General features: G+C 67.7%; 24 protein-coding genes. 16 read left to right on the forward strand and 8 right to left on the reverse strand.

Annotated elements, in window-relative coordinates; translation table 11 throughout:
- The first annotated feature begins 228 nt into the window (after positions 1–228).
- From ACFOES_RS00005 to pdeM, 15 genes are all read left to right on the forward strand, one after another.
- Positions 229–438 (forward strand): hypothetical protein, encoded by a 210-nt coding sequence (locus ACFOES_RS00005; protein ID WP_377830573.1) that lies wholly within the window; start codon positions 229–231, stop codon positions 436–438.
- Between the two features lie 166 nt (positions 439–604).
- Complete coding sequence (cpaB, locus tag ACFOES_RS00010; protein WP_377830576.1) at positions 605–1,471, forward strand: Flp pilus assembly protein CpaB; 867 nt, start codon at positions 605–607, stop codon at positions 1,469–1,471.
- A 221-nt stretch (positions 1,472–1,692) separates the two neighbouring features.
- The gene (locus ACFOES_RS00015) at positions 1,693–3,114 is read left to right on the forward strand and encodes a type II and III secretion system protein family protein (RefSeq protein WP_377830578.1); all 1,422 of its coding nucleotides are present in this window, start codon (positions 1,693–1,695) and stop codon (positions 3,112–3,114) included.
- Between the two features lie 5 nt (positions 3,115–3,119).
- Positions 3,120–3,773 (forward strand): OmpA family protein, encoded by a 654-nt coding sequence (locus ACFOES_RS00020; protein ID WP_377830580.1) that lies wholly within the window; start codon positions 3,120–3,122, stop codon positions 3,771–3,773.
- A 280-nt stretch (positions 3,774–4,053) separates the two neighbouring features.
- A complete protein-coding gene (locus tag ACFOES_RS00025; RefSeq protein ID WP_377830582.1) occupies positions 4,054–5,310 on the forward strand; it encodes an AAA family ATPase in 1,257 nt (418 codons plus the stop codon).
- A 12-nt stretch (positions 5,311–5,322) separates the two neighbouring features.
- Positions 5,323–6,786, forward strand: a complete 1,464-nt coding sequence (locus tag ACFOES_RS00030; RefSeq protein ID WP_377830985.1) for a CpaF family protein — start codon at positions 5,323–5,325, stop codon at positions 6,784–6,786.
- Positions 6,787–6,796: 10 nt separating this feature from the next.
- Entirely contained in the window at positions 6,797–7,765 is a 969-nt protein-coding gene (locus tag ACFOES_RS00035) for a type II secretion system F family protein (protein WP_377830584.1), read from the forward strand.
- A 10-nt stretch (positions 7,766–7,775) separates the two neighbouring features.
- Entirely contained in the window at positions 7,776–8,765 is a 990-nt protein-coding gene (locus ACFOES_RS00040) for a type II secretion system F family protein (protein WP_377830587.1), read from the forward strand.
- A gap of 5 nt (positions 8,766–8,770) precedes the next feature.
- Positions 8,771–9,352, forward strand: coding sequence for a tetratricopeptide repeat protein (locus ACFOES_RS00045; RefSeq protein ID WP_377830589.1), 582 nt, complete (start codon positions 8,771–8,773; stop codon positions 9,350–9,352).
- 25 nt (positions 9,353–9,377) lie between these two features.
- On the forward strand, positions 9,378–10,235 hold the full coding sequence (locus ACFOES_RS00050; RefSeq protein ID WP_377830592.1) for a tetratricopeptide repeat protein: 858 nt from the start codon (positions 9,378–9,380) through the stop codon (positions 10,233–10,235).
- A 1-nt stretch (position 10,236) separates the two neighbouring features.
- Positions 10,237–10,731: a prepilin peptidase gene (locus ACFOES_RS00055; RefSeq protein ID WP_377830594.1), complete on the forward strand. Its 495-nt coding sequence runs from the start codon at positions 10,237–10,239 to the stop codon at positions 10,729–10,731.
- A 77-nt stretch (positions 10,732–10,808) separates the two neighbouring features.
- The gene (locus ACFOES_RS00060; protein WP_377830597.1) at positions 10,809–12,122 is read left to right on the forward strand and encodes an ATPase; all 1,314 of its coding nucleotides are present in this window, start codon (positions 10,809–10,811) and stop codon (positions 12,120–12,122) included.
- The gene (locus ACFOES_RS00065) at positions 12,122–12,952 is read left to right on the forward strand and encodes an NAD(P)-dependent oxidoreductase (protein ID WP_377830599.1); all 831 of its coding nucleotides are present in this window, start codon (positions 12,122–12,124) and stop codon (positions 12,950–12,952) included. The genes ACFOES_RS00060 and ACFOES_RS00065 overlap by 1 nt, the downstream gene beginning before the upstream one ends.
- Before the next feature lie 163 nt (positions 12,953–13,115).
- Entirely contained in the window at positions 13,116–15,521 is a 2,406-nt protein-coding gene (locus tag ACFOES_RS00070) for a ligase-associated DNA damage response DEXH box helicase (RefSeq protein WP_377830602.1), read from the forward strand.
- Positions 15,522–15,563: 42 nt separating this feature from the next.
- Positions 15,564–16,265 carry a ligase-associated DNA damage response endonuclease PdeM gene (gene pdeM / locus ACFOES_RS00075; RefSeq protein WP_377830606.1) on the forward strand — a complete coding sequence of 234 codons (702 nt, stop codon included), beginning with the start codon at positions 15,564–15,566 and terminating at the stop codon, positions 16,263–16,265.
- Here pdeM and ACFOES_RS00080 read toward each other — a convergent pair.
- Positions 16,232–16,951 carry a LytTR family DNA-binding domain-containing protein gene (locus tag ACFOES_RS00080; RefSeq protein WP_377830610.1) on the reverse strand — a complete coding sequence of 240 codons (720 nt, stop codon included), beginning with the start codon at positions 16,949–16,951 and terminating at the stop codon, positions 16,232–16,234. The genes pdeM and ACFOES_RS00080 overlap by 34 nt on opposite strands.
- A gap of 150 nt (positions 16,952–17,101) precedes the next feature.
- Here ACFOES_RS00080 and ACFOES_RS00085 point away from each other — a divergent pair, with 150 nt between their 5' ends.
- The gene (locus ACFOES_RS00085; RefSeq protein ID WP_377830612.1) at positions 17,102–17,536 is read left to right on the forward strand and encodes a PaaI family thioesterase; all 435 of its coding nucleotides are present in this window, start codon (positions 17,102–17,104) and stop codon (positions 17,534–17,536) included.
- 274 nt (positions 17,537–17,810) lie between these two features.
- On the opposite strand, the gene folD is transcribed toward ACFOES_RS00085, so the two are convergent.
- The 7 genes from folD to ftsH all read right to left on the reverse strand — a co-directional run bounded on the left by folD (position 17,811) and on the right by ftsH (position 25,435).
- Positions 17,811–18,713 carry a bifunctional methylenetetrahydrofolate dehydrogenase/methenyltetrahydrofolate cyclohydrolase FolD gene (gene folD / locus ACFOES_RS00090; RefSeq protein WP_377830615.1) on the reverse strand — a complete coding sequence of 301 codons (903 nt, stop codon included), beginning with the start codon at positions 18,711–18,713 and terminating at the stop codon, positions 17,811–17,813.
- Positions 18,714–18,724: 11 nt separating this feature from the next.
- A complete protein-coding gene (locus tag ACFOES_RS00095; protein ID WP_377830618.1) occupies positions 18,725–19,615 on the reverse strand; it encodes a bifunctional 5,10-methylenetetrahydrofolate dehydrogenase/5,10-methenyltetrahydrofolate cyclohydrolase in 891 nt (296 codons plus the stop codon).
- Positions 19,612–19,929 carry a chorismate mutase gene (locus ACFOES_RS00100; protein ID WP_377830620.1) on the reverse strand — a complete coding sequence of 106 codons (318 nt, stop codon included), beginning with the start codon at positions 19,927–19,929 and terminating at the stop codon, positions 19,612–19,614. The genes ACFOES_RS00095 and ACFOES_RS00100 overlap by 4 nt, the downstream gene beginning before the upstream one ends.
- 88 nt (positions 19,930–20,017) lie before the next feature.
- On the reverse strand, positions 20,018–21,694 hold the full coding sequence (locus tag ACFOES_RS00105; protein WP_377830623.1) for a formate--tetrahydrofolate ligase: 1,677 nt from the start codon (positions 21,692–21,694) through the stop codon (positions 20,018–20,020).
- Between the two features lie 314 nt (positions 21,695–22,008).
- Positions 22,009–22,614: an MOSC domain-containing protein gene (locus tag ACFOES_RS00110; RefSeq protein WP_377830625.1), complete on the reverse strand. Its 606-nt coding sequence runs from the start codon at positions 22,612–22,614 to the stop codon at positions 22,009–22,011.
- Between the two features lie 3 nt (positions 22,615–22,617).
- Positions 22,618–23,394 carry a methyltransferase domain-containing protein gene (locus ACFOES_RS00115; RefSeq protein ID WP_377830628.1) on the reverse strand — a complete coding sequence of 259 codons (777 nt, stop codon included), beginning with the start codon at positions 23,392–23,394 and terminating at the stop codon, positions 22,618–22,620.
- Positions 23,395–23,527: 133 nt separating this feature from the next.
- Entirely contained in the window at positions 23,528–25,435 is a 1,908-nt protein-coding gene (gene ftsH / locus ACFOES_RS00120; protein WP_377830631.1) for an ATP-dependent zinc metalloprotease FtsH, read from the reverse strand.
- Positions 25,436–25,516: the final 81 nt, after the last annotated feature.

Below are 25,516 nucleotides of genomic sequence, written 5' to 3' on the forward strand. Positions count from 1 at the left end.
TCCAGTCGGGCTACGGCAACAACTGATCCCGACGGCGGCCCCGCCGCCAGGAGCTCGAAGCCTGATAAGCCTGAGCCGCGCCCTTCCCCGGGCGCGGTTTTCCATTGCGGGGCATTCTCCGCGCCGTGCCCGCATTCACGCCGCGATCTCGCCGCATTCACACGACAGTGTGAAGTCGGAAAATCGAGACCGCCGCCCGAGAGGCGGCCCCGAGGAGCGAAACACACCATGCCCGACCCGTCCCATATCAGATCGCGGCTCGTCCGTTTCCGCCAACGCGAGGAAGGCGCAGTCACCGTCGACTGGGTCGTCCTCACCGCCGCCGTCATCGGCCTCGGCCTCGTCGTCGTCAACGCCATCGGCGGCAGCACCGACAGCATGGCGGTCCGGGTATCGAGCCAGCTCAGCGCCATCAATGCCGGCTACGGCACGAACTGAGCCGCCCCGGCCCGCAAAAGCGCCGCGGACAATTCACGCCGGAGACGCCGAGTTTCCCATCTTTTGCCGCATTCCTCGGAAACAATGACCAGCAGAATGAAGCTCCAGTTTCGAATAACGGACAAATAGCCGTCAGCTGGATGCCGGACTAGGAAAGGAAAGCGATATGCGAATGGTATTCGGTCTGGTCCTGGTCGTGGGCCTCGGACTCGCCGGCTTTGCGGTCTACATGGCCCAGGGCTACATCAAGCAGACCCAGGCGGAACTCGCGCGGGAACGCGCGACGAAGAAGCCGCCCGAGCCGACGGTGACGGTCTACGTGGCCAAGAAGGCGCTTGCCTATGGCGACACGCTGACCAAGGACGACGTCATGCCGATCGCCTGGCCGAAGCGGGCGCTGCCGAAGCAGGCCTTCACCGAGCTGAAGGGCAAGGACAGCCACGCCCTGTTCGTCGAGGGCACCGACGCGCCGCGGATCGCGCTGCGCCCGATCGCCCAGTACGAGCCGCTGCTGACCTCCAACATCACCAAGCCCGGCGCCGATGCCGGCATCACCTCGCGGCTCAGCCCCGGGATGCGCGCCTTCGCGATCAAGGTCGATGTCGCCTCGGGCGTCTCGGGCTTCCTGCGCCCGGGCGACCATGTCGATGTCTACTGGACCGGCAAGGGCGGGCCCGGTGGCGGCGACCTGACGCGGCTGATCGAGGCCGGCGTGAACATCATCGCCGTCGACCAGAACGCCAATGCCGATCCCACCGCCGCGACGATGATCGCCCGCACGGTGACCGTCGAGGCGACGCAGGAACAGGTTGCGGTGCTGGCCCAGGCCCAGGCCACCGGTCGGCTGGCGCTGTCGCTGGTCGGTCTGCGCGACACCAGCACGGCCGGGAAGATCGAGGTCGACAGCAAGAGCCTGCTGGGTATCCAGGACCAGCCGGTGGTCGAGCAGAAGCCGGAAAAGAAGAAGGTCTGCACCGTCCGGCAGCGGCGTGGCGACAAGGTGATCGAGGTTCCGATCCCCTGCACGAACTGATCCGCGCCAAGTGCCGGAACCGTCACGAAATGCGCCATGGGGCACCCGATCTTGGGTGCCCCTTTGCTGTTGCACCTATGCCTTGGGCTGTTGCGGGTTATCCACATACACATCGCCTGACAACGGTTTGATTCTTGCAAAAAAAGGCCGTTTCCCGCATTGTGGCCGGGATCAGGGGCGCCAAGACCCCCGTTGAGGCGTGATCGGAGAGGCAGGATCACATGAGCATGAAAAGACTATGGCAAGCCGGGTTTCTGGGGGTCTCCCTGGCCCTCGCGACGGCCCCGGCCGGCCAGGCCGAAACCCTCCATGTGATGCATGGCACGACGTCGCGCGCCTTGAGCGTGCCGATGAACCGGGCGGTGGTGGTCGAGAGCGACGAACCCTTCGCCGAGTTGTCGATCGCCAATCCCGGCATCGCGGATATCTCGACCTTGTCCGACAAGTCGATCTACGTTCTCGGCAAGGCGCCGGGGCGGACGACGCTGACGCTTCTGTCGGGCGACGGCAAGCTGATCACCAATGTCGAGGTGCAGGTCACCCCCGACATCGCGGAATTCAAGGAGCGCCTGCAGCAGATCCTGCCGGGCGAACATATCCAGGTGCGCACCGCCAATGACGGCATCGTGCTGTCGGGCACGGTGTCGAGCACCGCCAAGCTCGACCGCGCGCTCGACCTGGCCGAACGCTACGCGCCCAAGCGGGTCTCGAACCTGATGACGGTCGGCGGCACCCAGCAGGTGATGCTGAAGGTGCGCTTCGCCGAGATGCAGCGCTCGGTCGCCAAGAACCTCAGCTCCAGCCTGGCGATCAACGGCTCGGTGCTGGGCGGCGATCTCGGGGTCAAGGGCGGCAACGGCGTCTTCACCGATCCGGCCAACGTCAACTCGGTCTTCTCGGGCGGCGACGCCAGCAGTTCCAACGCCAGCAACGGCGCCGTCACGCTCGGCTTCTCGGCCGGCAGCCTGCAATTCGCGGTGCTGCTCGAGGCGCTGGAAAGCAAGGGCATGGTGCGGACGCTGGCCGAGCCGAACCTGACCGCGCTGTCGGGCCAGAAGGCCAGCTTCCTGGCCGGCGGCGAATACCCGATCCCGGTGCAGGGCGACAACGGCACCGTCACCGTGAAATACAAGCCCTTCGGCGTCGAGCTGAGCTTCATTCCCACCGTGGTCGATGGCGATATCATCAACCTCAAGATCAATGCCGCGGTCAGCGGCGTCGACACCACGGTCAGCTACAACAACAACGGTTTCTCCATCAACGCCTTCAAGCGGCGCGAAACCTCGACCACGGTCGAGATGCGCGACGGCCAGAGCTTCGCCATCGCCGGGCTGCTGCAGGACGATTTCACCGACCTGATCGGCCAGGTGCCGTGGCTGGGCAAGATCCCGGTCCTGGGCGCCCTGTTCCGCAGTTCGGACTACAGCCGCAAGCAGAGCGAGCTGGTCATCATCGTCACCCCGCACCTGGTCACGCCGACCAAGGGCGAGGCGCTGGCGCTGCCGACCGACCGTGTCGCCCCGCCCAGCGAGAAGGACCTGTTCCTGTTCGGCAAGGTGGCGCACAGGAAACAGCCCAAGGGCCCGGCCGGGGAAGTCGCCAAGCAGGACTTCAGCGGCTCCTACGGCTACGTGATGGAGTGAGCGGCATGAAGCGACAGATCCGGACCCTCGTGACCGGCTTCGGCCTCGTCGGCCTTGCCGCCTGCAGCACCGCACCGGTCGGCAGCTCTCTCGACGAGGGCGGCTACGGCAACCCGACGATGAACAACATCATGGTCCAGACGGGCCAGAAACCCTACGCTATCCAGCTTGCCAAGCGGTTCGCCGAGGAAGTGCCGAACACGGTGAACTTCGCCTTCGACAAGGCCTATCTCGATGAACAGGCCAAGGCGGTGCTGCGCCAGCAAGCCAACTGGATTCGCCAGTTCCCCGAAGCCCGGTTCCGCGTCTTCGGCTATACCGACCTGGTCGGCACCGAGCGCTACAACAAGTCGCTGGGGATGCGCCGCGCCCGGACGGTGGTCAATTACCTGGTCAGCCAGGGCATCTCGCGCTCGCGGCTGCAGGCGGTCGTCTCCTATGGCGAGACCCGTCCGCTGATCCCGACGCCCAATCGCGAGCGCCGCAACCGCCGCGCCGTCACCGAGGTCTCGGGCTTCGTCAAGACCGCGCCCCTGGTGCTGAACGGCAAATATGCCCAGGTGATCTTCCGCGAATACGTCAAGAGCGCGGTGCCGACCGACGGCGTCGAGGCCGCCGCGGCCAGCAGCAGCACCTCGACCACTCCGACCGGCAACTGAGCGCCCGCGGCCGCGGGCCGCAGGCGATCACTCCAACCGTTTCCAGATCTTGCCCCAATGCCGGCCCCTGCGGCCGGCATTGGCGCGAAATGATCGTACAATAACGATTTTTTGGCCCCAATGTTGCCAACATTCTCCACCAGTTTGCCAACTTGGGAGCAGTTGGCACGGCGCCGAGTCGTGCCCGGACCGCGAACGAGGACGTGGACGGATGAGCAGCGCGAAGACAGCCGGCCTGCCAGAAGACCGTTCCGGTTCGTCAGAGGAAGGACGAGAGGCAATGACCAACGTAGCGGCGCTACAGCCTGATCCGGCACCGATCGTGGCATGCACGATCTCGCGCGATGTGCAGAACTTCGATCTGCTGATCGAGGACATGGAGGCGGAACTGGGCGAAAGCTGGGGCGACCTCAGCTTCGACGATGCCTCCCTGTTCCTGACCCAGCCCGAAGCCTCGTCGCTGGAATTCGTCGCCATCGCGGTGGACGACCAGGACGAAGGCGACCTGACGCGGATCAGCGCCCTGATCAAGCAGGCCAAGGAGACCGGAATCCGGGTGATCCTGATCGCCGAAGAGATCAGCCCGATCGCCCTGCACCAGCTGCTGCGGCTGGGCGCCGACGATTTCGTGCCCTACCCGCTGCCCGAGGGCGCGCTGCACGACGCGATCGAGCGGGTGCGCAACCCCGGCCCGACCGCCTCGCCGCGGCCCGAGGGCGGCCATCCCGGCGCGCCGACGGCACATGCCAAGGGCGACCGCGACGGCGTCGTGCTGCCGGTTCACGGCCTGGCGGGCGGCACCGGCGCCACCACCCTCGCGGTCAACCTGGCCTGGGAGCTGGCGAATATCAGCAAGAAGGAGTCGCCGAAGGTCTGCCTGATCGACTTCGATTTCCAATACGGCTCGGTCTCGACCTATCTCGACCTGCCGCGGCGCGATGCGATCTTCGACATCCTGTCCGACACCGCCTCGGCCGACAGCGACAGCTTCCTGCAGGCGATGCAGACCTTCAACGACCGGCTGCATGTCTTCACCGCGCCGGCCGAGATGCTGCCGCTGGAAATCGCCAGCGCCGACGACATCGACCGGCTAGTGCAGATGGCGCGGACCAATTTCGACTTCGTCATCATCGACATGCCCAAGACGGTGGTGCAATGGACCGAGACGGTGCTGCACCATGCCCATGTCTATTTCGCGCTGATCGAACTCGACATGCGCTCGGCCCAGAACGCGCTGCGCCTGCTGCGCGCGCTGAAGGCCGAGGAACTGCCCTTCGAGAAGCTGCGCTTCGCGCTCAACCGGGCGCCGAAATTCACCGACCTGAGCGGCAAGTCGCGCGCCAAGCGCCTGGCCGAGAGCCTCGACATCGACATCGAGCTGATGCTGCCCGACGGCGCCCACCAGGTCACCCAGGCCAACGATCACGGCCTGCCGCTGTCGGAAACCGCGGCCAAGAACCCGCTGCGCAAGGAAATCCAGAAGCTCGCCAAGCAACTGCACGAGCTGAACCAGGCCGCCGAGGCCGGAAAGGGATAATCCGCCATGGCCATGTTCTCGCGCTTCAAGAAACTCGAAGAAAACCACGCGCGCCCGGCCCAGACCACGGCGCCGGTCAAGGAAGGGCTGAGCGCCCCTCAGGCCAAGGCCCATATGGCCGCCGCCACGCCGACGGCGCCGCGCGCCAAGCCGACCGTCAGCGCCAAGACGGTGGCGCAGACTGTGGTGCATGACAAGGAGAAGAAGCGCAAGGAACGCCTGCAGGAGATCAAGGTCGAGCTGCACAAGCGCCTGCTGGACAACCTCAACCTCGCGGCGCTGGAACACGCCACCGAGGCCAGCCTGCGGTCCGAGATCGCCGCCATCGCCGGCGAGGCGCTGGACGAGATGTCGATCGTCCTCAACAAGGAGGACCGCACCACGATCAACCAGGAGCTCTATGACGAGGTCATGGGGCTCGGCCCGCTCGAGCCGCTGCTCAAGGACGATACGGTCAACGACATCCTGGTCAACGGTCCGCAGCAGATCTTCGTCGAGCGGGACGGCAAGCTCCAGCTGACCGACATCACCTTCAAGGACGAGCGCCACCTGCTGCGCATCATCGACAAGATCGTCTCGGCCGTGGGCCGGCGCGTCGATGAATCGAACCCCTACGTCGACGCCCGCCTGGCCGACGGTTCGCGCTTCAACGCCATGGTGCCGCCGATCGCCGTCGACGGCTCGCTGGTCTCGATCCGGAAATTCAAGAAGGAAAAGCTGGCCGTCAACGACCTGGTGAAGTTCGGCGCCTTCACCGAGGAGATGGCCGCCTATCTGCAGGCGGCGGTCGCGACCCGGCTCAACATCATCGTCTCGGGCGGCACCGGCTCGGGCAAGACGACCACGCTGAACGCGCTGTCGTCCTTCATCGACAACTCCGAACGCATCCTGACCATCGAGGACACGGCGGAACTTCAGCTCCAGCAGGTCCATGTCGGCCGGATGGAAAGCCGCCCGCCCAACGTCGAGGGCAAGGGCGCCGTGACCCAGCGCGACTGTCTGCGCAACGCGCTGCGGATGCGTCCCGACCGCATCATCGTCGGCGAGACGCGCGGCGAGGAAGTCATCGACATGCTGCAGGCGATGAATACCGGCCATGACGGCTCGATGACCACGATCCACGCCAACAGCGCCCGCGACGCCGTCTCGCGTCTCGAGAACATGGTCTCGATGTCGGGCATCGAGATGCCGATCAAGGCGCTGCGCAGCCAGATCGCCAGCGCCGTCAACCTGGTGGTGCAGGTCTCGCGCCTGCAGGACGGCTCGCGCCGGATGGTCTCGGTGACCGAGATCACCGGCATGGAGGGCGACGTGATCTCGATGCAGGAGATCTTCCGCTACGAGCGTCTGGGCATGGAGGCCAACGGCAAGATCGTCGGCCGGTTCAACGCCACCGGCGTGCGCTCCTATTACGCCGAGCGCTTCAAGCAGTGGGGCTACAACCTGCCCGCCGAGATCTACGAACCGATCGTGTGAGGAAACAGCCATGCAGATCAGCGCCGCCCCGCTCATTTACGGTCTCATCTTCATCGGCGTGCTGCTGCTGGTCGAGGGGCTCTACCTGACCGTCTTCGGCAAGTCGATCAGCCTGAACAACCGCGTCAATCGCCGCCTCGCCCTGCTGGAAAAGGGCGCCGGGCGCGAGAAGGTGCTGGAACAGCTCCGCAAGGAGATGAGCCAGCACATGACGGTCAAGGGCATCCCGCTCTATTCGATCCTCGCCACCAAGGCGCAGCGGGCCAATATCGTCTTCACCCCGCGCCAGCTGGTGATGATCATGTTCGGCCTGTCCGGCTTCGCCTATGTCGGCCTGACCATCGGCACCGAGGCGGCGCTGCCCGTGCGGGTGGCAGTGGCGATCGCGATGGGCTTCGGCGGCGTCTATCTCTGGGTCTCCAACAAGGCCAAGAAGCGCCTGGCACTGATCGAGGAACAGCTGCCCGACGCCGTCGAGCTGATGGTGCGCAGCCTGCGCGTCGGCCACCCGTTCTCGGCCGCGATCGGCATCGTCGCCAAGGAAGTGCCCGACCCGCTGGGGTCGGAGTTCGGCATGATCGCCGACGAGGCCGCCTATGGCCGCGACGTCGCCGAAAGCCTCAAGGATCTGGCCGAGCGGCTGGACATGCAGGATTTGCGCTTCCTCGCCGTGGCGGTCACGATCCAGCAGCAATCGGGCGGCAACCTGGCCGAGATCCTCGACGGTCTGGCCCGGGTGATCCGCGCCCGCTTCAAGCTGTTCCGCCGGGTCAAGGCGATCACGGCGGAAGCGAAATGGTCGGGCATGTTCCTGTCGGCCTTCCCGATCGCCGCGCTGATCATGATCAACGTGATCCAGCCGCATTACTACGACGACGTCCAGAAGACGGCCTATTTCATCCCCGCCGCGCTGGTGGTGGGCGTCTTCCTGGTCGTCAACGTCATCTTCATGAAGATCATGGTCAACATCAAGGTCTGAGGGGCACGCAATGGAATACTTCAACGCGATCAACGCGATGCTCGTCGACAAGCTGGGGCCGCTGGGGCCGCTGATCGCGGTCGGCGGGCTGGGGGTGCTGCTGGTGCTGCTGGCGCTTCCGACCATGCTGCGCAAGGAAAGCGACCCGCTCGACAAGCTGCGCGAGACGGTCAAGGCCAAGGAAGCGCCGCAGCGGTCGAAGAAGGAGGGGCTGCGCAACGACGGCGGCGCCTCGGACAAGCTCGACAAATTCGCCACCTTCCTCGAACCGCAAAGCGCCGAGGAAATGAGCGCGGCGCGGCTGAGGATGCTGCGCGCGGGCTATCGCGCGCGCAACGCGGTGCGGATGTTCCATGCCGCGCAATTCGTTCTCGGCATCGGTGCCCTCGTCGTCGGGGTGCTCTACGCGCTGATGCTGTCGCACACCCGCGATGTCAGCACCCAGACGCTGATCCTCTACACGCTGATCCCCGGCGCGGCGGGCTATTTCCTGCCCAAGTACTGGATCGAGCGCCGCATCCAGGCGCGCCAGCAGGAGATCCTCGACGGCTTTCCCGATGCGCTCGACATGATGCTGGTCTGCGTCGAGGCGGGCCAGTCGCTCGACCAGTCGATCGTCCGCGTCGCCAAGGAGATCAAGGCGGGCTACCCGGCGCTGGCCGAGGAATTCGACATGGTCGCCAACGAGGTCAAGGCCGGCAAGGACCGCGTCAACGTGCTGCGCGACATGTCCGAGCGCGCCGGCGTGCCCGACGTCTCGTCCTTCGTCACCGTGCTGATCCAGTCGGCCAGTTTCGGCACCTCGATCGCCGAGGCGCTGCGGGTCTTCTCGGCCGAGATGCGTGACAAGCGCGTGATGCGGGCCGAGGAGAAGGCAAACAAGTTGCCCACCAAGCTGACACTGGGCACTATGCTGTTCACGGTCCCGCCGCTGATGATCATCCTGATCGGGCCTTCGATCTACGGGATCGCGCAAACCCTGTCTGGCTCGAGTTTCTGAGGACGATGACGACACCACGACGAAGCCGCCTCCTCGTCGCCTGTGCCGCCCTGGCCCTGCTGGCCGCCTGTCAGACGACCGGCGGCCTTGCGCCTGCGCATGAGGGGCTCAAGCCGCCGCCGGGAACGCCGGCGGTGAAGGAAGCGGTCGACGGGCTGGTGGTCGGCCACCGGCTGATGGCGGCCGGGGAATACGAACTGGCGCTCAAGGCCTATCTGCGCGCAGCGGCCGAGGACGGGGTCAATGCCGATGTGCTGTCGGCGCTCGGCTCGGCCAATCTCAAGCTCGGCCGGCTGAACCAGGCCGAGCAATTGCTGCACCGCGCGCTCGAGCGCGACCCCAACTTCGTGCCGGCCCTGAACAACCTGGGCGTGGTGCTGATGAACCAGGGCAAATACGGCGAGGCGCGGCTGACCTTCCGTAAGGCCTATGCGCTGGACGACGGCGCCTCCGACGAGATCCGGCAAAATCTGCGCCTGGCTATCGCAAAAACGGAAAAATCCGCGTATGATTCGCCGCAAGAAACAACAAAATATGCGCTGGTGCGGCGGGGCGACGGGCGATACCTCCTGCTGTCCACGCCGTGAGCGCCGAGCAGTAAGAGGACGCATCATGCGCCATCCGGTCTTCGTTACCCTGTGTCTTGGCACGGCGCTGGCGCTTTCTGCCTGCGGGGACTCGCGCGAAGCGCGGGTGGAAAAGGCGGTCAAGCAGGTCAACCAGGTCGACGAGAGCAACCTCAACGCGATCATGATGACGGTCGCCGATCCCAAGGAGGCCGTCGCCTATTTCCGCAAGGGCGTGGCCAAGAAACCCGACGACATCGCCATGCAGCGCGGACTGGCCGCGTCGCTGGTGCGCGCCGGCGCGCCCGACGAGGGCGCCAAGGTCTGGGCCAAGGTGGCGGCGATGCCCGGCGGCACCGAGGACGACAAGGTCAACCAGGCCGGGGCGCTGATCCGCGCCAACAAGTGGAAGCAGGCCGAGGCGGTGCTCAACACCGTGCCGCCGACCCACGAGACCTATCAGCGCTACCGGCTCGAGGCGATGGTGGCCGACAGCAAGAAGCAGTGGAAGAAGGCCGACAGCTTCTACGAGACCGCGGCGGGGATGACGACCCGGCCGGCCGGCGTCTACAACAACTGGGGCTTTTCCAAGCTGACCCGCGGCGACTATGCCGGCGCCGAAAAGCTGTTCGCCCGGGCGCTGACCTACGATCCGACCCTGTTCACCGCCAAGAACAACCTGGTGCTGGCCCGCGGCGCGCAGCGCAAATACGACCTGCCACTGGTGAAGATGACCCAGACCGAGCGGGCGCATCTGCTCTACACGCTGGCGCTGACCGCGATCAAGCAGGACGACGTCGCGGTGGGCAAGAGCCTGCTGCAGGACGCGATCGCCACCAGCCCGCAATATTTCGAAGCCGCTCAGCGCAGTCTCGACGCGCTGAACGAGAAGGTGAGCGACTAGGATGCTGTTCCCCGCCGGCGCCGCGCTCGTCTTCCTGCCCTTCGCCCTGGCGATCGGGGTCTGGGTCGCCTGGAGCGACATGAAATTCATGAAGATCCCCAACATGGCGGTGCTGGCCCTGGCCGCCGTCTTCATCGTCCTCGGCCCGCTGACCCTGCCGCTCGAGACCTATCTGTGGCAGCTCGGCCACCTGCCGCTGATCCTCGGCGTCGGCTTCGTGATGAACATGAGCGGGTTGCTGGGCGCGGGCGACGCGAAATTCGCCGCCGCGATGGCCCCCTATTTCATGACCGCCGACCTGCGGCTGGTGATCGCGCTGTCCTCGGCGATCCTGCTGGCCGCCTTCACCGCCCATCGCGGTCTCGGCCTGGTGCCCGCCTTCCGCCGCGCCGCCGGCGACTGGCAATCGTGGCAGCGCAAGGATTTCCCGATGGGGCTCGCCCTTTCCGGCGTACTGATCTTCTACCTCATGCTGGCGGTGCCCTATGGCGCCTGAGCCGGCCTTAACCCCTGGTCAAGCCGGCCCGGGCATCCTGTCCACCGGCGCCACACCGACCGACAGGAGCGTTGCCCATGAACGCTGAAGCGAAAACCACCGTTCTTGCCCCGCCGACCCCGCGCACGCTGGCGGAAACCGGGCTGTCGATGGTCATGCTGCGGGACATCCTGCTCAAGACCATGTTCCGCATGAACCTCGATACCGTCTCGGACATCGCCCGGATCGTCTGCCTGCCGGTGCCGGTGACGCAGGAACTGGTCGACATCGCCCGCACCCAGCGGCTGATCGAGGCGACCGGCACCCTGCACGCCAATGCCGGCAACGAGATGGGCTACCAGCTCTCGGATGCCGGCAAGGCGCGCGCGCTCGACGCGCTCAGCCAGTCGGAATATTACGGCGCCATGCCGGTGCCGCTGATCGACTATGGCGAGCAGGTCAAGCGCCAGTCGATCCGCAACATCCAGATCAGCCGCGAGCAGCTGACCTCGGCCATGGGCCACCTGATCCTGCCCAACGATCTGCTGCAGAACCTCGGCCCCGCCGTGACCTCGGGCCGTTCGATCCTGATGTACGGCCCGCCCGGCAACGGCAAGAGCTCGATCTCGAACGGCATCCGCGACGCCCTGGGCGACAAGATCTACGTCCCTCGCGCGCTGGAATATTCCGGCCAGGTCATCACCGTCTACGACCCGATCATCCATTCCAAGGCCGAGATGGCGGTGGACGACCCGAACTCGCTGCGCCGGACCTCGAACCGCTTCGACAACCGCTATGTCTATTGCGAGCGGCCGACGGTCATCACCGGCGGCGAGCTGACCATCGACATGCTCGACCTGACCTACAACCCGACGGCGCGCACCTACCAGGCGCCGCTCCAGCTCAAGGCGACCGGCGGCGTCTTCATCGTCGACGACCTCGGCCGCCAGGCCGAACCGCCGCAGAAGCTGGTCAACCGCTGGATCGTGCCGCTGGAAGAGAACCGCGATATCCTGGCGCTGCAATCGGGCGAGAAATTCACCGTGCCCTTCGACACGCTGGTGATCTTCTCGACCAACTTCCACCCGAACGAGATCTTCGACCGCGCCGCGCTGCGCCGGATCTTCTTCAAGATCAAGATCGACGGGCCGAACCAGGAGGACTTCCTCAAGATCTTCGCCATGGTCGCCCGCAAGCGCAAGATGCCGCTGGACGAAACCGCGCTGGTCCACCTGCTCAAGGTCAAGTACCCCGAGATCGACAATGTCTACGCCAACTACCAGCCGATCTTCCTGGTCGACCAGATGATCGCGATCTGCGAGTTCGAGGGCATTCCCTACCAGATGACGCCCGAACTGATCGACCGGGCCTGGTCGAACATGTTCGTGCGCCAGGAAGAGATCATCCACTGATGGCGACACCGATGCGCGAGGGGGTCGGGCTGGCCGGCTGCGGCCGGATGGGCGCGCCGATGCTGGCGGCCTTGGCGGCAGCGGGGATCGAGGCCCGCGGCTTCGACATCCGCCCGCCGTCGGAATTCGGCGCGCTGGCGGAGCGGATGACCGACGATCCCGACCGTTTCGCCGCCGGGCTACGCGTTCTGATCTCGGTCGTGCGCGACATCCCCCAGACCGAGGAACTGCTGTTCTCGGACCAGGGCTTCCTGAGCCGCGCCCCCGCGCTGGAGACGGTGATCCTGTCCTCGACCCTGTCGCCGCGCTATGTCCGCGAATTGCGCGCCCGGGTGCCTCGGCATATCGCCCTGATCGACGCCCCGATGTCAGGTGCGGCGGTGGCGGCGCAGGAGCGGCGGCTGTCCTTCATGCTCGGCGGCGATCGGGCCGATCTCGACCGCGCCCAGCCGCTCTTCGACGCGATGGGGGCGCATTTCCACCGCATGGGCGGCTACGGCGCCGGCATGGCGGCCAAGGTGCTCAACAACCTGCTCGCCGCCTCGTCGACGGCGATGACCCGGCTGGTGCTCGACTGGGCCGATGCCGAAGGGATCGACGAGCGCCGGCTGCTCGACCTGATCGCCACCTCCTCGGGCCAGAACTGGCTCGCCTCGGGCTTCGAGACGATCGAGTTCGCCCGCGACGGCTGGGCGCCGGACAATTCGATCGGCATCCTGGTCAAGGATGTCGAAAGCGCCCTCGACGCCGCGCCAGACGGCGCCGACACCGACCTGCCCCGTGCGGTCCAGACCGCCATCCGGCATCTCACCCCGCGCCCCAAGAAGTAAGGTCGGGCCGGGGGCCAGCCCCCGGACCCCCGGGATATTTCCGCTGAGAGGAAGCCCGAAAGAGCTTCCATCCTCTTCCTCTCAGGCAAAATATCCCGGGGTCCGGGGCAGCGCCCCGGTCCTGCCCGTTCCACAGCCGCCATGCCCGGGCTATCCTCGCGCCATGACCGCCCTGCCTGCCCCGCTCCAAGACTGGTTCTCTGCCCGCGGCTGGCAGCTGCATCCCCATCAACAAGCGATGCTCGACCGGGCCGGGGCGCCGGCGCTGCTGCTGATCGCGCCCACCGGCGGCGGCAAGACGCTTGCCGGATTCCTGCCGACGCTGGTCGAACTGGGCCCCGATCCGCCTGCCGGCTTGCACACGCTCTACATCTCGCCGCTCAAGGCGCTGGCGGCCGATATCGGCCGCAACCTGCGCCAGCCGGTCGCGGAGATCGGGCTCAACATCCGCATCGAGGACCGCAGCGGCGACACCCCCCACAGCCGCCGCCGACGCCAGCGCGCCGACCCGCCGCATATCCTGCTGACGACGCCGGAAAGCCTCGCCCTGCTGCTCAGCTACGAGGACGCGCCGCGGATCTTCGCCGGAATGAAGCGAGTGGTGGTGGACGAGGTCCACGCCCTGGCCGAGAGCAAGCGCGGCGACCAGCTGATGCTGGCGCTGGCCCGGCTGTCGGCGCTGGTGCCGGGGCTGCGCCGGGTCGGGCTGTCGGCGACGGTCGAGGACCCGCCGGCGCTGGCCCGCTTCCTTGCCCGTTCTCCCGACGCTTGCGAGATCCTGCAGGCCGATCCCGGCCCCGACCCCGATATCGCGATGCTGGAGACCGAGACGCCGCCGCCCTGGGCCGGCGGCGGCGGGCGTTACGCGATCCCGGCGATCCTGGAGGAGGTCCGGCGCCACCGCACGACGCTGATCTTCCACAACACCCGGGCGCAGGCCGAGATCTTCTTTCACCAGCTCTGGCTGCACAACGACGACAACCTGCCGATCGGCATCCATCACGGCAGCCTTGCCCGCGAGCAGCGCGAGAAGGTCGAGGCGGCGATGGTGGCGGGAACGCTGCGGGCCGTGGTCTGCACCGGCAGCCTCGACCTCGGCATCGACTGGGGCGATGTCGACCTGGTGGTGCAGGTCGGCGCGCCGAAGAACGTCAAGCGGCTGGTCCAGCGCATCGGCCGTGCCAACCACCGCTACAACGCGCCCTCCAAGGCGCTGCTGGTGCCGGCCAACCGGTTCGAGGTCGTCGAATGCGTCGCCGCCCTGCAGGCCGCGCGTGACCACGACCTGGACGGCGAGCCGCGCGGGCCGGGGCCGCGCGACGTGCTGTGCCAGCATATCCTGGCGACGGCCGCCGCCGGGCCGTTCGACGCCGACACGCTGTTCGCCGAGGTCAGGACCGCCGGCCCCTATGCCGGGCTCTCCCGCGCGGGCTTCGACGACTGCCTCGATTTCGTCGCCACCGGCGGCTATGCCCTGCGCGCCTATGACCGCTGGCAGCGGCTGATCCGGCGCGATGGCAAATGGCAGCTGCGCGACCCGCGGGCGGCGGCGCGGATCCGGATGAACCTGGGCACGATCATCGACACCGAGGTGCTCAAGGTCCGGCTGCGCGGCCGCGGCGGCGCGCCGCTGGGCGAGGTCGAGGAAAGCTTCGCCGCCAGCCTGACCCCGGGCGACACCTTCCTGATCGGCGGCCAGGTCGTGCGCTACGACGCGCTGCGCGAGATGGTGGTCGAGGTCAGCCGCAGCCCCGGGCGCAACCCCAAGCTGGCCGTCTTTTCCGGCACCAAGTTCGCCACTTCCACCCTGCTGGCCCGGCGCATCCTTGACCTTTTGCAACCCGCTCACCGCGATGCCCTGCCGCGACACACGGCCGACTGGCTGGCGCTGCAAAGCCAGGTCTCGCGCCTGCCCGAGGCCGACAGCCTGCTGATCGAGAGCTTTCCGCATGAGGGGCGCGAGCATCTTTGCCTCTACGGGTTCGCCGGCCGCAACGCGCAGCAGACGCTGGGGCTGCTGTTGACCAAGCGGATGGAGGAGGAGGGGCTGCACCCGCTCGGCTTCGTCGCCACCGATTACGCGACGCTGATCTGGGGGCTGGACGCGGTGACCGACCCGGCCCCGCTGCTGGCGCCCGAGGGGTTGCGGGTCGGGCTCGACAGCTGGCTGGCCGGCAACGCGGTGATGAAGCGGACCTTCCGCAACGCGGCCGTCATCGCCGGGCTGATCGACCGGGTGACCCAGGGCCAGCGCAAGACCGGGCGGCAGGCGACCTTCTCCTCCGACATCCTCTACGACACCTTGCGGCGTTACGATCCCGACCACCTGCTGTTGCGCATCACCCGCGAGGAGGCGCTGCGCGGGCTGGTCGATTTCGGCCGCATCGAGGAGATGCTGGCGCGGATCGGCGGCCGGATCGCGCTGCTGCGGCTCGACCGGGTGACGCCGCTGGCGGCGCCGCTGTTCCTCGAACATGGCCGGGTGCCGGTCGAGGGGGCGGCGAGGGAGCGGTTGCTGGCGGAGGAGGCCGAGCGGCTGATGGCGGCGGCCGGACTGGCCGAACGCTAGGCGGCCCTTGCCAAGCCGCGCCGCTTGAGGCACCGAACCGGGATGGACGGGCACGGCTTTACCTTCTTCGGCGCGGCGCTGACCGCGCGCGGCTCGGGCGCCTTGTGGTGGGCGGCCGAGCGGCTGCTGGTCGTTGCCGACCTGCATCTGGGCAAGGCCGAGCGGCTGGCCCGGCGCGGCGGCACCCTGCTGCCGCCCTACGAGACGCGCGACACGCTGGCCCGGCTCGAGGCCGAGATCGCGGCCACCGGCCCGGCGACGGTGCTCTGCCTCGGCGACAGTTTCGACGACGCCGCGGCGGCCGGGGCGCTGGACGAGGGGGACGCGCTGTGGCTTACGCGGCTGATGGCGGGGCGGCGCTGGATCTGGATCGCCGGCAACCACGACCCCGGGCCGGTCGACCTGGGCGGCAGCCACCGGGCCGAGTGGCAGCTCGGCCCGGTGGTCTTCCGCCATATCGCGCAAGCCGGGGGCCGGGGCGAGGTTTCGGGCCATTACCACCCCAAGGTCCGGCTCAGCCTGCGCGGCCAGTCGCTGGCCCGGCCCTGCTTCCTGATCGACGAGCGGCGCGTGATCCTGCCCGCCTTCGGCAGCTATACCGGCGGGCTGGCCAGCCACGAGGCGGTGCTGTCCGAGCTGATGGCCCCCGGCGCGCTGGCGGTGCTGACCGGTCCGGCGCCGCGCGCCCTGCCGATGCCGCGGGCGAAGGGCTACAGCAAGCCGCGCTCGACCACCTCGGGCTGATGGCTGCGGCTGACCGGCACCCGGCTGCCGTCGACGAGGGTGAGGTAGACGCGGCCGCGCTCGCGCTCGGCCCCCCGCACCGCCTCGACCGCGACCCAGTGCGAACGATGGACCTGCAGCCCGTCGAGCCCTTCGAGTTCGGCCATCGCGTCCGAGAACCGCATCAGCAACGTATCCTTGCCGCGATCGGTCTTGACGTCGACATAGTGATCGCGGCCCGACAGGTGCAGGATCTCGCCGCGCCGCTCGGGCGTCAGCCGGTCCAGCAGCCGCGGCCCCGGCCGGAGCATCCCCGGCGCGGCCGCCTCCCCGGCATCGGCGCGGGGGCGGAGCCAGAGATACTCCGCGAGGCTCAGGCCGAGTGGCACCATCAGCACCGCCCCGGCCATCTGCCAGCTATCCATCACCAGATGGCGATGGGCCGGCCCTGTCACCGCCAGCAGGACGCCACGCAGGATCGGCAGGAAGAACAGAGTGAAGAACGCGGCGTCAATCAATTGGCGTTGCCAGAAGCCGCGATGGCGGCAACAACGGGCCATGATCCACGACGTGCCGGCGCCCGCCACGAAAGCCAGGGCGAGGATCGCCGACCAGCACAGCAGGCGACCGGCCAGGCCGAGGGCCTCGTAGGTACCGAACGGCCCGGCGATGGCAACGCAGACGCTGGCCAGGAACCACAGCGCCACGATCCGCTGTGCGGCAACTCTCCGAACCGCCTCCCCTGACATATTCACCCTTATAACCCAACATGAACAAATACTTGCGGATGTCTTCAGTTAGCGTCACACCGAATTGGAGACAAGACGGCGCCGACAGCGAATGGGGGAACAGGGATCATGGGGACACGCTTCGACGACACCGAAAGCCGGGTCCGCAGCAGTTTCGCGCGCCAGACGATGATGCAGACCTTCGGCGCCGAGATCGCCGCGCTCGCCCCCGGCCGCTGCGAGATCGTGGCGCCGGTCCTGCCGCTGGCACGCCAGCAGCACGGGGTCGGCCACGCCGGGCTGGCCTTCTCGCTGGGCGATTCCGCCGCCGGCTATGCCGCGCTGACGCTGATGCCGGCGGAGCAGGAGGTGATGACCGCCGAGATCAAGATCAACCTGCTGGCCCCGGCGGCCGGCGACCGGCTGATCGCGCGCGGCGAGGTGGTGAAGGCGGGGCGGCGGCTGACGGTGGTGCGGGCCGATGTCTTCGCCGAGACCGCGGGCAAGGAGAAGCTGATCGCGATCCTGCAGGGGACGATGGTGCCGGTCGCCGTGGCAGGCTGAGGCCGATCGCGGGACTGCCGAGACCGGCGCTTGCGACGACTGGCATCGGCATCGCAGAGCGAGCGCCACACCGGCGGCAGTTGGGCGGCACTTGGGCGGCGCCTGGACCGCGGGTAACAAAATGCGCAGTTCCGCAAAGCAATACGCATTGCCGGAAAAACGACACGCTCCGGGGGGACGCGCGCGCTCCCGGGGGGAGGGGCGGGTGCCGCCCGGCATTGCCGCCGGGCGAAACGTTGCAGCGGTCGGGGGCCTCCGGATCAGGCCGCCCGGCTCAGGCCGTCAGCCCCTCCGGCTCGGGCAGGCCGTTGGCGCGGCAGCAGGCGGTCAGGGTATTGGCCAGCAGGCAGGCGATGGTCATCGGGCCGACGCCGCCCGGCACCGGGGTGATGGCGCCCGCCACCTCGGAAGCCGCGCCGAACTCGACATCGCCGACCAGCCTTGTCTTGCCCTCGCCGCGCTCCGGCGCGTCGATGCGGTTGATGCCGACATCGATCACCGTCGCCCCCGGCTTGACCCAGTCACCCTTGATCATCTCGGGCCGGCCGACGGCGGCGACCAGGATATCGGCGCGGCGGCAGACCTCGGGCAGGTCCTTGGTCCGGCTGTGGGCGATGGTCACGGTGCAGCTGTCGCGCAGCAGCAGCTGCGCCATCGGCTTGCCGACCAGGTTCGAGCGCCCGACCACGACCGCGTTCAGCCCCGACAGGCTGCCGAGCTGGTCGCGCAGCAGCATCAGGCAGCCCAGAGGGGTGCAGGAGACCATCGCTTTCTGGCCGCTGGCCAGCAGCCCGGCATTGACCACGTGGAGGCCGTCGACATCCTTGGCCGGGTCGATCCGGGCGACGATCTCGGTCTCGCTCAGATGCGGCGGCACCGGGAACTGGCACAGGATGCCATGGACCGCCGGATCCGCGTTGAGTTTGTCGATCAGGGCGTAGAGCTCGTCGGCCGGGACATCGGCGGGCAGCTTGTGCTCGAAGCTGTTCATGCCGACCTCGACGGTCTGCTTGCCCTTGTTGCGGACATAGACCTGGCTGGCCGGGTCCTCGCCGACCAGGATCACGGCAAGACCGGGGGTCAGCCCCTTCTCGGCCTTCAGCCGCGCCACCTGTTCGGCGATCTGGCCACGCACCTTGGCCGCGAAGGCCTTGCCGTCGATGATTGTCGCGCTCATCCGCCCACTCCCTATTCCGCCGCGGTATAGATGTCGCGGTATTGCGCCATCTGCATCCGGGTCGCAAGCACCGCATTCTGCATCAGTGTCGCCACCGTCACCGGGCCGACGCCGCCCGGCACCGGGGTGATCCAGCCCGCCACCTCGGCGCAGCTGTCGAAATCGGCGTCGCCGACCGTGCGCGGCCCGTCCGGGCCCTCGACCCGGTTGATGCCGATATCGATCAGCGCCGCGCCGGGCTTGAGCATCTCGCCCGTCACCAGCCCGGGCTTGCCGACGGCGACGAAGACCGCGTCGGCCCGGCGCGAATGCACCGCGACCTGACGGGTCAGGTGGTGGCAGACCGTGACCGTCGCCCCCAGCCCCATCATCAGGAAGGCGATCGGCTTGCCGACGATCTCGCTATGGCCGATGACCGTGACGTCCAGCCCCTCGACCTTGAGCGGCAGGGTCTTGAGGATCTCGACCGCGGCGACCGCCGTGCAGGGGCCGAGCGCGAGGTCGTTGTAGACGATGTTGCCGATCGAGGAGGGATGCATGCCCTCGACATCCTTGAGCGGATGGATCGACTTCTGCAGCGCCTTCACCGGGATATGGGCCGGCAGCGGGCGCTGGATGATGATGCCGTTGACGCGCGGGTCCGCGTTCAGGCCCTGGAGCACGCCGGTAAGCTGTTCCAGGCTGATCGTCTCGGGATAGTTGCGCGCCTCGAAACCGACGCCGGCGGCCTCGGCCCGGCGCTGCTGGTTGCGGACGTAGAGCTCGGCCGCGGCGACGTCGCCGACCGAGATCGAGACCAGCCGCGGCGCCCAGCCGGCCGCCGACAGCTCGGCCGACTCGGCCGCCGTTTTCGCCTGCATTTCCGCCGCGATCGCCTTGCCGTCGATGAGTGTCGCCGTCATCTCCCCTGCCCTTCCGGGCCCGAAGGCCCCAGTACCTTTTCTTCCCGCGCGATCGACCACTCGATCAATTCGCGCCACAGCCGCTCGACCAGGTCGGGGTCGAGCCCGCCCTCGACGGCGGCGGCGCGCACGTTCTCCACCACCGCCTCGACCCGCGGCCCGATCCGCGCCGGCAGGCCCTCGGCCGGCTTCAGTTCCGCCGCCCGGTCGATCATCGCCGCGCGCCGGACGAGGGCGGCGACGATGCCGCGGTCATGGGCGTCGATCTCGCGGCGCAGCTCGGCCATCGAGGTGATGCGGGCGAGGTCGGTCATGGTGCAATCTCCGGCAGGGACAGGTTGCCCCCGATCTGCCGCAGATGCGCGGGGGCCACAACCGCGAACGGCCGTGGCCCCCATTTGTTCAGAACAGCCCTTCGATCAGCCCGTCGTCGTCGAGCCGGATCGTCTCGGCCGCCGGGTGGCGCGGCAGGCCGGGCATCGTCATGATCTCGCCGCAGATGGCGACGATGAAGCCGGCGCCGGCCGACAGCCGCACCTCGCGCACCGGGACCGAATGGCCGGTGGGCGCGCCGCGCAGGTTGGGATCGGTCGAGAAGCTGTATTGCGTCTTTGCCATGCAGACCGGCAGGTTGCCGTAGCCGGCGTCCTCCCAGGCCTTGAGCTGGGCGCGCACCGACTTGTCGGCCAGCGCCTCGTCGGCGTGGTAGATGCGCTTGGCGATGGTCTCGATCTTCTCGAACAGGCCCATCTCGTCGGGATAGATCGGCGAGAAATTGGCGACACCGGAATCCGCCATTTCGACCACCTTGTTGGCCAGCTCGGTGATGCCGGCGCTACCCTCGGCCCAGTGGCGGCAGAGGATCGCTTCGGCGCCCTGCTCGGCGACATAGGCCTTGACCGCCTCGACCTCGGCCTCGGTGTCGGAGTGGAAGTGGTTGATCGCCACCACCACCGGCACGCCGAAGCTCTTCACGTTGGCGATGTGGCGGCCCAGGTTCGGGCAGCCCTTCTGCACCGCCTCGACATTCTCGGCGCCCAGGTCGACCTTGGCGACGCCGCCGTTCATCTTCATCGCCCGCACCGTGGCGACGACCACCGCCGCCGAGGGCTTGAGCCCGGCCTTGCGGCACTTGATGTCGAAGAACTTCTCGGCCCCGAGATCGGCGCCGAAGCCGGCCTCGGTGACGACGTAATCGGCCAGCTTGAGCGCGGTCCGGGTGGCGATGACCGAGTTGCAGCCATGGGCGATGTTGGCGAAGGGGCCGCCGTGGACGAAGGCCGGGTTGTTCTCCAGCGTCTGGACCAGGTTCGGCTGCATCGCGTCTTTCAGCAGCACGGTCATGGCGCCGTCGGCCTTGATGTCGCGGCAGGTGATCGGCGCACGGTCGCGGGTATAGGCGACGACGATGTCGCCCAGCCGGTTCTGCAGGTCCTCGAGATCATTGGCGAGGCACAGGATCGCCATCACCTCGGAGGCCACGGTGATGTCGAAGCCGGTCTGGCGCGGGAAACCGTTGGCGACGCCGCCGAGGCTGACCACGGTGTCACGCAGCGCCCGGTCGTTCATGTCGAGCACCCGGCGCCAGACGACGCGGCGCTGGTCGATGCCCAGCTCGTTGCCCCAGTAGATGTGGTTGTCGATCATCGCCGACAGCAGGTTGTGGGCCGAGGTGATGGCGTGCATGTCGCCGGTGAAGTGGAGGTTCATCTCCTCCATCGGCACCACCTGCGACAGCCCGCCGCCGGCGGCGCCGCCCTTCATGCCGAAGTTCGGGCCGAGCGAGGCTTCGCGGATGCAGATCGCCGCCTTCTTGCCGATGCGGTTGAGCCCGTCGCCGAGGCCGACCGTGGTGGTGGTCTTGCCCTCGCCCGCCGGGGTCGGGTTGATCGCGGTGACGAGGATCAGCTTGCCGTCCGGCCTGCCTTCGAGGCTCTTGATGAAGTCCTGGCCGACCTTGGCCTTGTCATGGCCGTAGGGCAGCAGGTGCTCGTTCGGGATATCCAGCTTGGCGCCGATCTCCTGAATCGGTTTCTTCTGCGCTTCCCGGGCGATTTCGATGTCGGTCTTGAAGGTCATGTGGTCCTCTCTCCCTGGTGCCGGCGGGCCTTCCGTGGTTTCGGCTATAGCGGTGCGAATGTCACCCCGAAGGGGCGATTGCGACACCTGCCGCGACAATTTCGCCAGATGGGATTTCCGATCGAACCGCACCGTGGCCGGCGGGAAAGCGCCAAGGACAGGCAAGCGGCCGCAGGCGCGCGGGGAATCGGAGCCTCGGCAAAGGCGACAGCCCGGCCCTGCGGGCGCGACGTTTGTCGCGATGACAATCCGGTGAGAGGGCGGCGACCAAGCGTTTTGCCCGGCGCCGCCCTTCTCGCTCCGCGTCACCGCTCCTATGCGTCCGCGCCGCGCGCCTCCGCCAGATGGGTCCAGACCGGCTGATCGGGGATATGCAGGGTCAGGCTGTCGCCCAGGTTCAGCCGGCCGGGGCGCTCGACCCAGGCGGTGACGCCACGCCGGCCCCGGGCCGCCGCCTTGAACTTCTTGCCGATGCCCGGCAGCAGGTCCTCGATCACCCGCGCCGGCAGGTTGCAGGGCCGGTTCTCCATATCGACCACCAGCGTCACCCCGTCCGGGCCCTGCAGCCGCGACGAGGGCGGCAGGTGGGCGAAATCGGGCAGGCCCGAGACCACGACGCTGACGCCGAGCCATTCGGGGTTCAGCGCCTCGATGCCCATCTCGGCGGCGGTCGCGTCCATCTCCTCGGCCGAGACGATCGAGAGTTGCCGGACATTGGCGATCTCGGTGTCGCGCGGGTGCTGGGCCAGCACGCGCGAACAGGACGGCCGGGTGCGGCCGCCATGCGCCTCGCCCTCGGGCCCGGCGAAACCCAGGGTCAGGCTGTCGGCGGGCGTCGAATTGAGCGCGGCCGAGCGGTCGGCGACGCGGCCGAGCCAGGTGACGGTCGCCGAGAAGGCGGTGGGTTTGAGCGCGGGCATGGATCAGACCTCGAGAACGAAGAAACAGCGGCGGAAGGGGAACAGCGCGCCGCCGTCGGCAAGCAGCGGATAGGCAACGCCGAGCGCCTCTTCGTAGGCGGCGATGAATTCCGCCGTCTCCTCGGCGTTCAGCTTGTCGAGGAACGGGCGCATCGCCGTGCTCTCGGTGAAGCGGCGCACCGGGTGGCCGTCGGCGACGGGGGCGAGCTGTTGGACATATTCCGTCTCCCAGGCCGTCACCCGGCCCAGCGGCGCCAGCAGGCGCCAGTAATGTTCGGCCGGGGCGACCGGCGGCACCCAATCGGCGAAGTCGAAACGGTCGCCGAACAGCTTGGTGGCGATGTCGCGCAGGAAGCGGTGCGAGGGCGCCCCGGTCTGGCGCGGCATCTGCACCGCCAGCGTGCCGCCCGGCGCCAGCAGCCCGGCCAGCCGCGGCAGCAGCGTGTCGTGGTCCGGCAGCCAGTGCAGCGCGGCGTTCGAGAAGATCAGCGCCGGCGCCTGTTCCGGCGTCCAGGCAGCGATGTCGCCCTCGTCGAGGCGGGCATAGGCGCCAGTCTCGCGCGCCTTGGCCAGCATGGCCGGGGAATTGTCGAGGCCGATCAACTCGCGCCCGGCAAAGCGCCCTGCCAGCGCCGGCCCCACCGGGCCATTGCCGCAGCCCAGGTCGATCACCGGACCGTCGGGCAGTGCGCCGATCTGGGCCATGAGATCGAGCGCCGGCCGCAGCCGCAGCCCGGCAAACCGTTCATAGAGGACCGGGTTCCAGTCCGATCGGGTCATCTCGCGCCTCCTCTCACTCGAAACGAATTCTGTATACCATTGCATACCAAACGGGCGCAAGCCCATCGCCCCGCCCGGACAAAAAGCAAAAGGGCCGAGACATGCCCGGCCCTTCCGTCATATCGCGCCCCGCTCAGGCGGTCGGTTCGGGCTCCATCCCGCCGTCCGACTTGGGCTTGGGCTTGGTCTTGGGGATCGCGGTCAGGCTGGGCGTGGTGGTCGCACCGTCGTCATCGTCGCCGCGGTCCAACGGCTCGCCCCGCATCGCCTTGAGGATCTCGTTGCCGGTCAGGGTTTCGTATTCCAGCAGCGCCTCGGCCAGCCGGCGGTGATCGTCGGCATGCTCGGTCAGGATGCGCTTGGCGGTCTCGTAGCCCTCGTCGACCATCTTGCGCACTTCCTCGTCGATCAGCTCCATCGTCTCGGGCGAGTGGGCCGAGCCCTGGGAATAAGTGCCCAGATAGCTCTGCTGCTCGTTGGCATAGTCGATATTGCCCAGCTTGTCGGACATGCCGAACTGGGTGACCATGGCGCGGGCGATCTTCGACACCTGCTGGATGTCGCTGGCGGCACCCGAGGTCACGTTCTCCTTGCCGAAGACCAGTTCCTCGGCGACCTTGCCGCCCATCGCCATCGCGATCTTGGACTTGTACTTGGTGTAGGTCACCGACAGCTGGTCGCGCTCGGGCAGGCTGAGGACAAGGCCCAGGGCCCGACCGCGCGGGATGATCGTCGCCTTGTGGATCGGATCGTGCTGCGGCACGTTCAACCCGACGACGGCGTGGCCGGCCTCGTGATAGGCGGTCAGCTTCTTCTCGTCCTCGGACATGACCATCGAGCGCCGCTCGGCCCCCATCATCACCTTGTCCTTGGCATTCTCGAAATCGTCCATGGTGACGAAGCGCCGGCCGACGCGGGCGGCCATCAGCGCCGCCTCGTTGACCAGGTTGGCCAGGTCGGCGCCCGAGAAGCCGGGGGTGCCGCGGGCGATGATGCGCAGGTCGACATCGGGGCCGATCGGCACCTTGCGGGCATGGACCGAGAGGATCTTCTCGCGGCCCTTGATGTCCGGGTTCGGCACCTGGATCTGGCGGTCGAAACGGCCCGGGCGCAGCAGCGCCGGGTCGAGCACGTCGGGCCGGTTGGTCGCGGCGACGATGATGATGCCCTCGTTGGCCTCGAAACCGTCCATCTCGACCAGCAGCTGGTTCAGGGTCTGCTCGCGCTCGTCATTGCCGCCGCCGTAACCGACCCCGCGCGAGCGGCCGACCGCGTCGATCTCGTCGATGAAGACGATGCAGGGCGCGTTCTTCTTGGCCTGCTCGAACATGTCGCGAACCCGGCTGGCGCCGACGCCGACGAACATCTCGACGAAGTCGGAACCCGAGATGGTGAAGAAGGGCACGCCCGCCTCGCCGGCGATGGCGCGGGCCAGCAGCGTCTTACCGGTGCCGGGCGGGCCGACCAGCAGCGCGCCTTTCGGGATCTTGCCGCCGAGGCGGCTGAATTTCTGCGGGTTGCGCAGGAACTCGACGATCTCTTCCAGCTCTTCCTTGGCCTCGTCGATGCCGGCGACGTCGTCGAAGGTCACCCGGCCCTGCTTCTCGGTCAAGAGCTTGGCGCGCGACTTGCCGAAGCCCATCGCCCCGCCGCGGCCGCCGCCCTGCATCCGGTTCATGAAGAATATCCAGATCCCGATCAGCACGATGAAGGGCAGCCAGACGCCCAGCATCGACAGGAAGCCGGACTGCTGCTGCGCCTTGGCGTCGACCGAGACGTTCTTGGCCAGCAGCTTGTCGGTGACATTCTCGCCCTGGGGCTTGATGGTCATGTAGGAATGACCGTCCTTGCCCTTGATATAGACCTTTTCGCCATCGAGCGTGACCGACGACACATCGCCGTTATCGACCCGCTGGATGAAATCCGAATAGGGAATGGTCCGCGACGCCATGGTCGACTGGCTGCCGCTGAACAGGTTGAAGAGCGCCAGGATCAGGACGAAGAGAACGACCCAGAATGCGATGTTTCTCGCGTTGCCCACTGAGGACCTCCTTGTTGGCGGGGCCCGCGCATGACGATGCGGCCCCCACCGAGACATCTTTTCTCTAAAATAGAGATTAGG

The organism is Acidimangrovimonas pyrenivorans, from assembly GCF_042643245.1.
GTDB lineage: Bacteria > Pseudomonadota > Alphaproteobacteria > Rhodobacterales > Rhodobacteraceae > Acidimangrovimonas > Acidimangrovimonas pyrenivorans.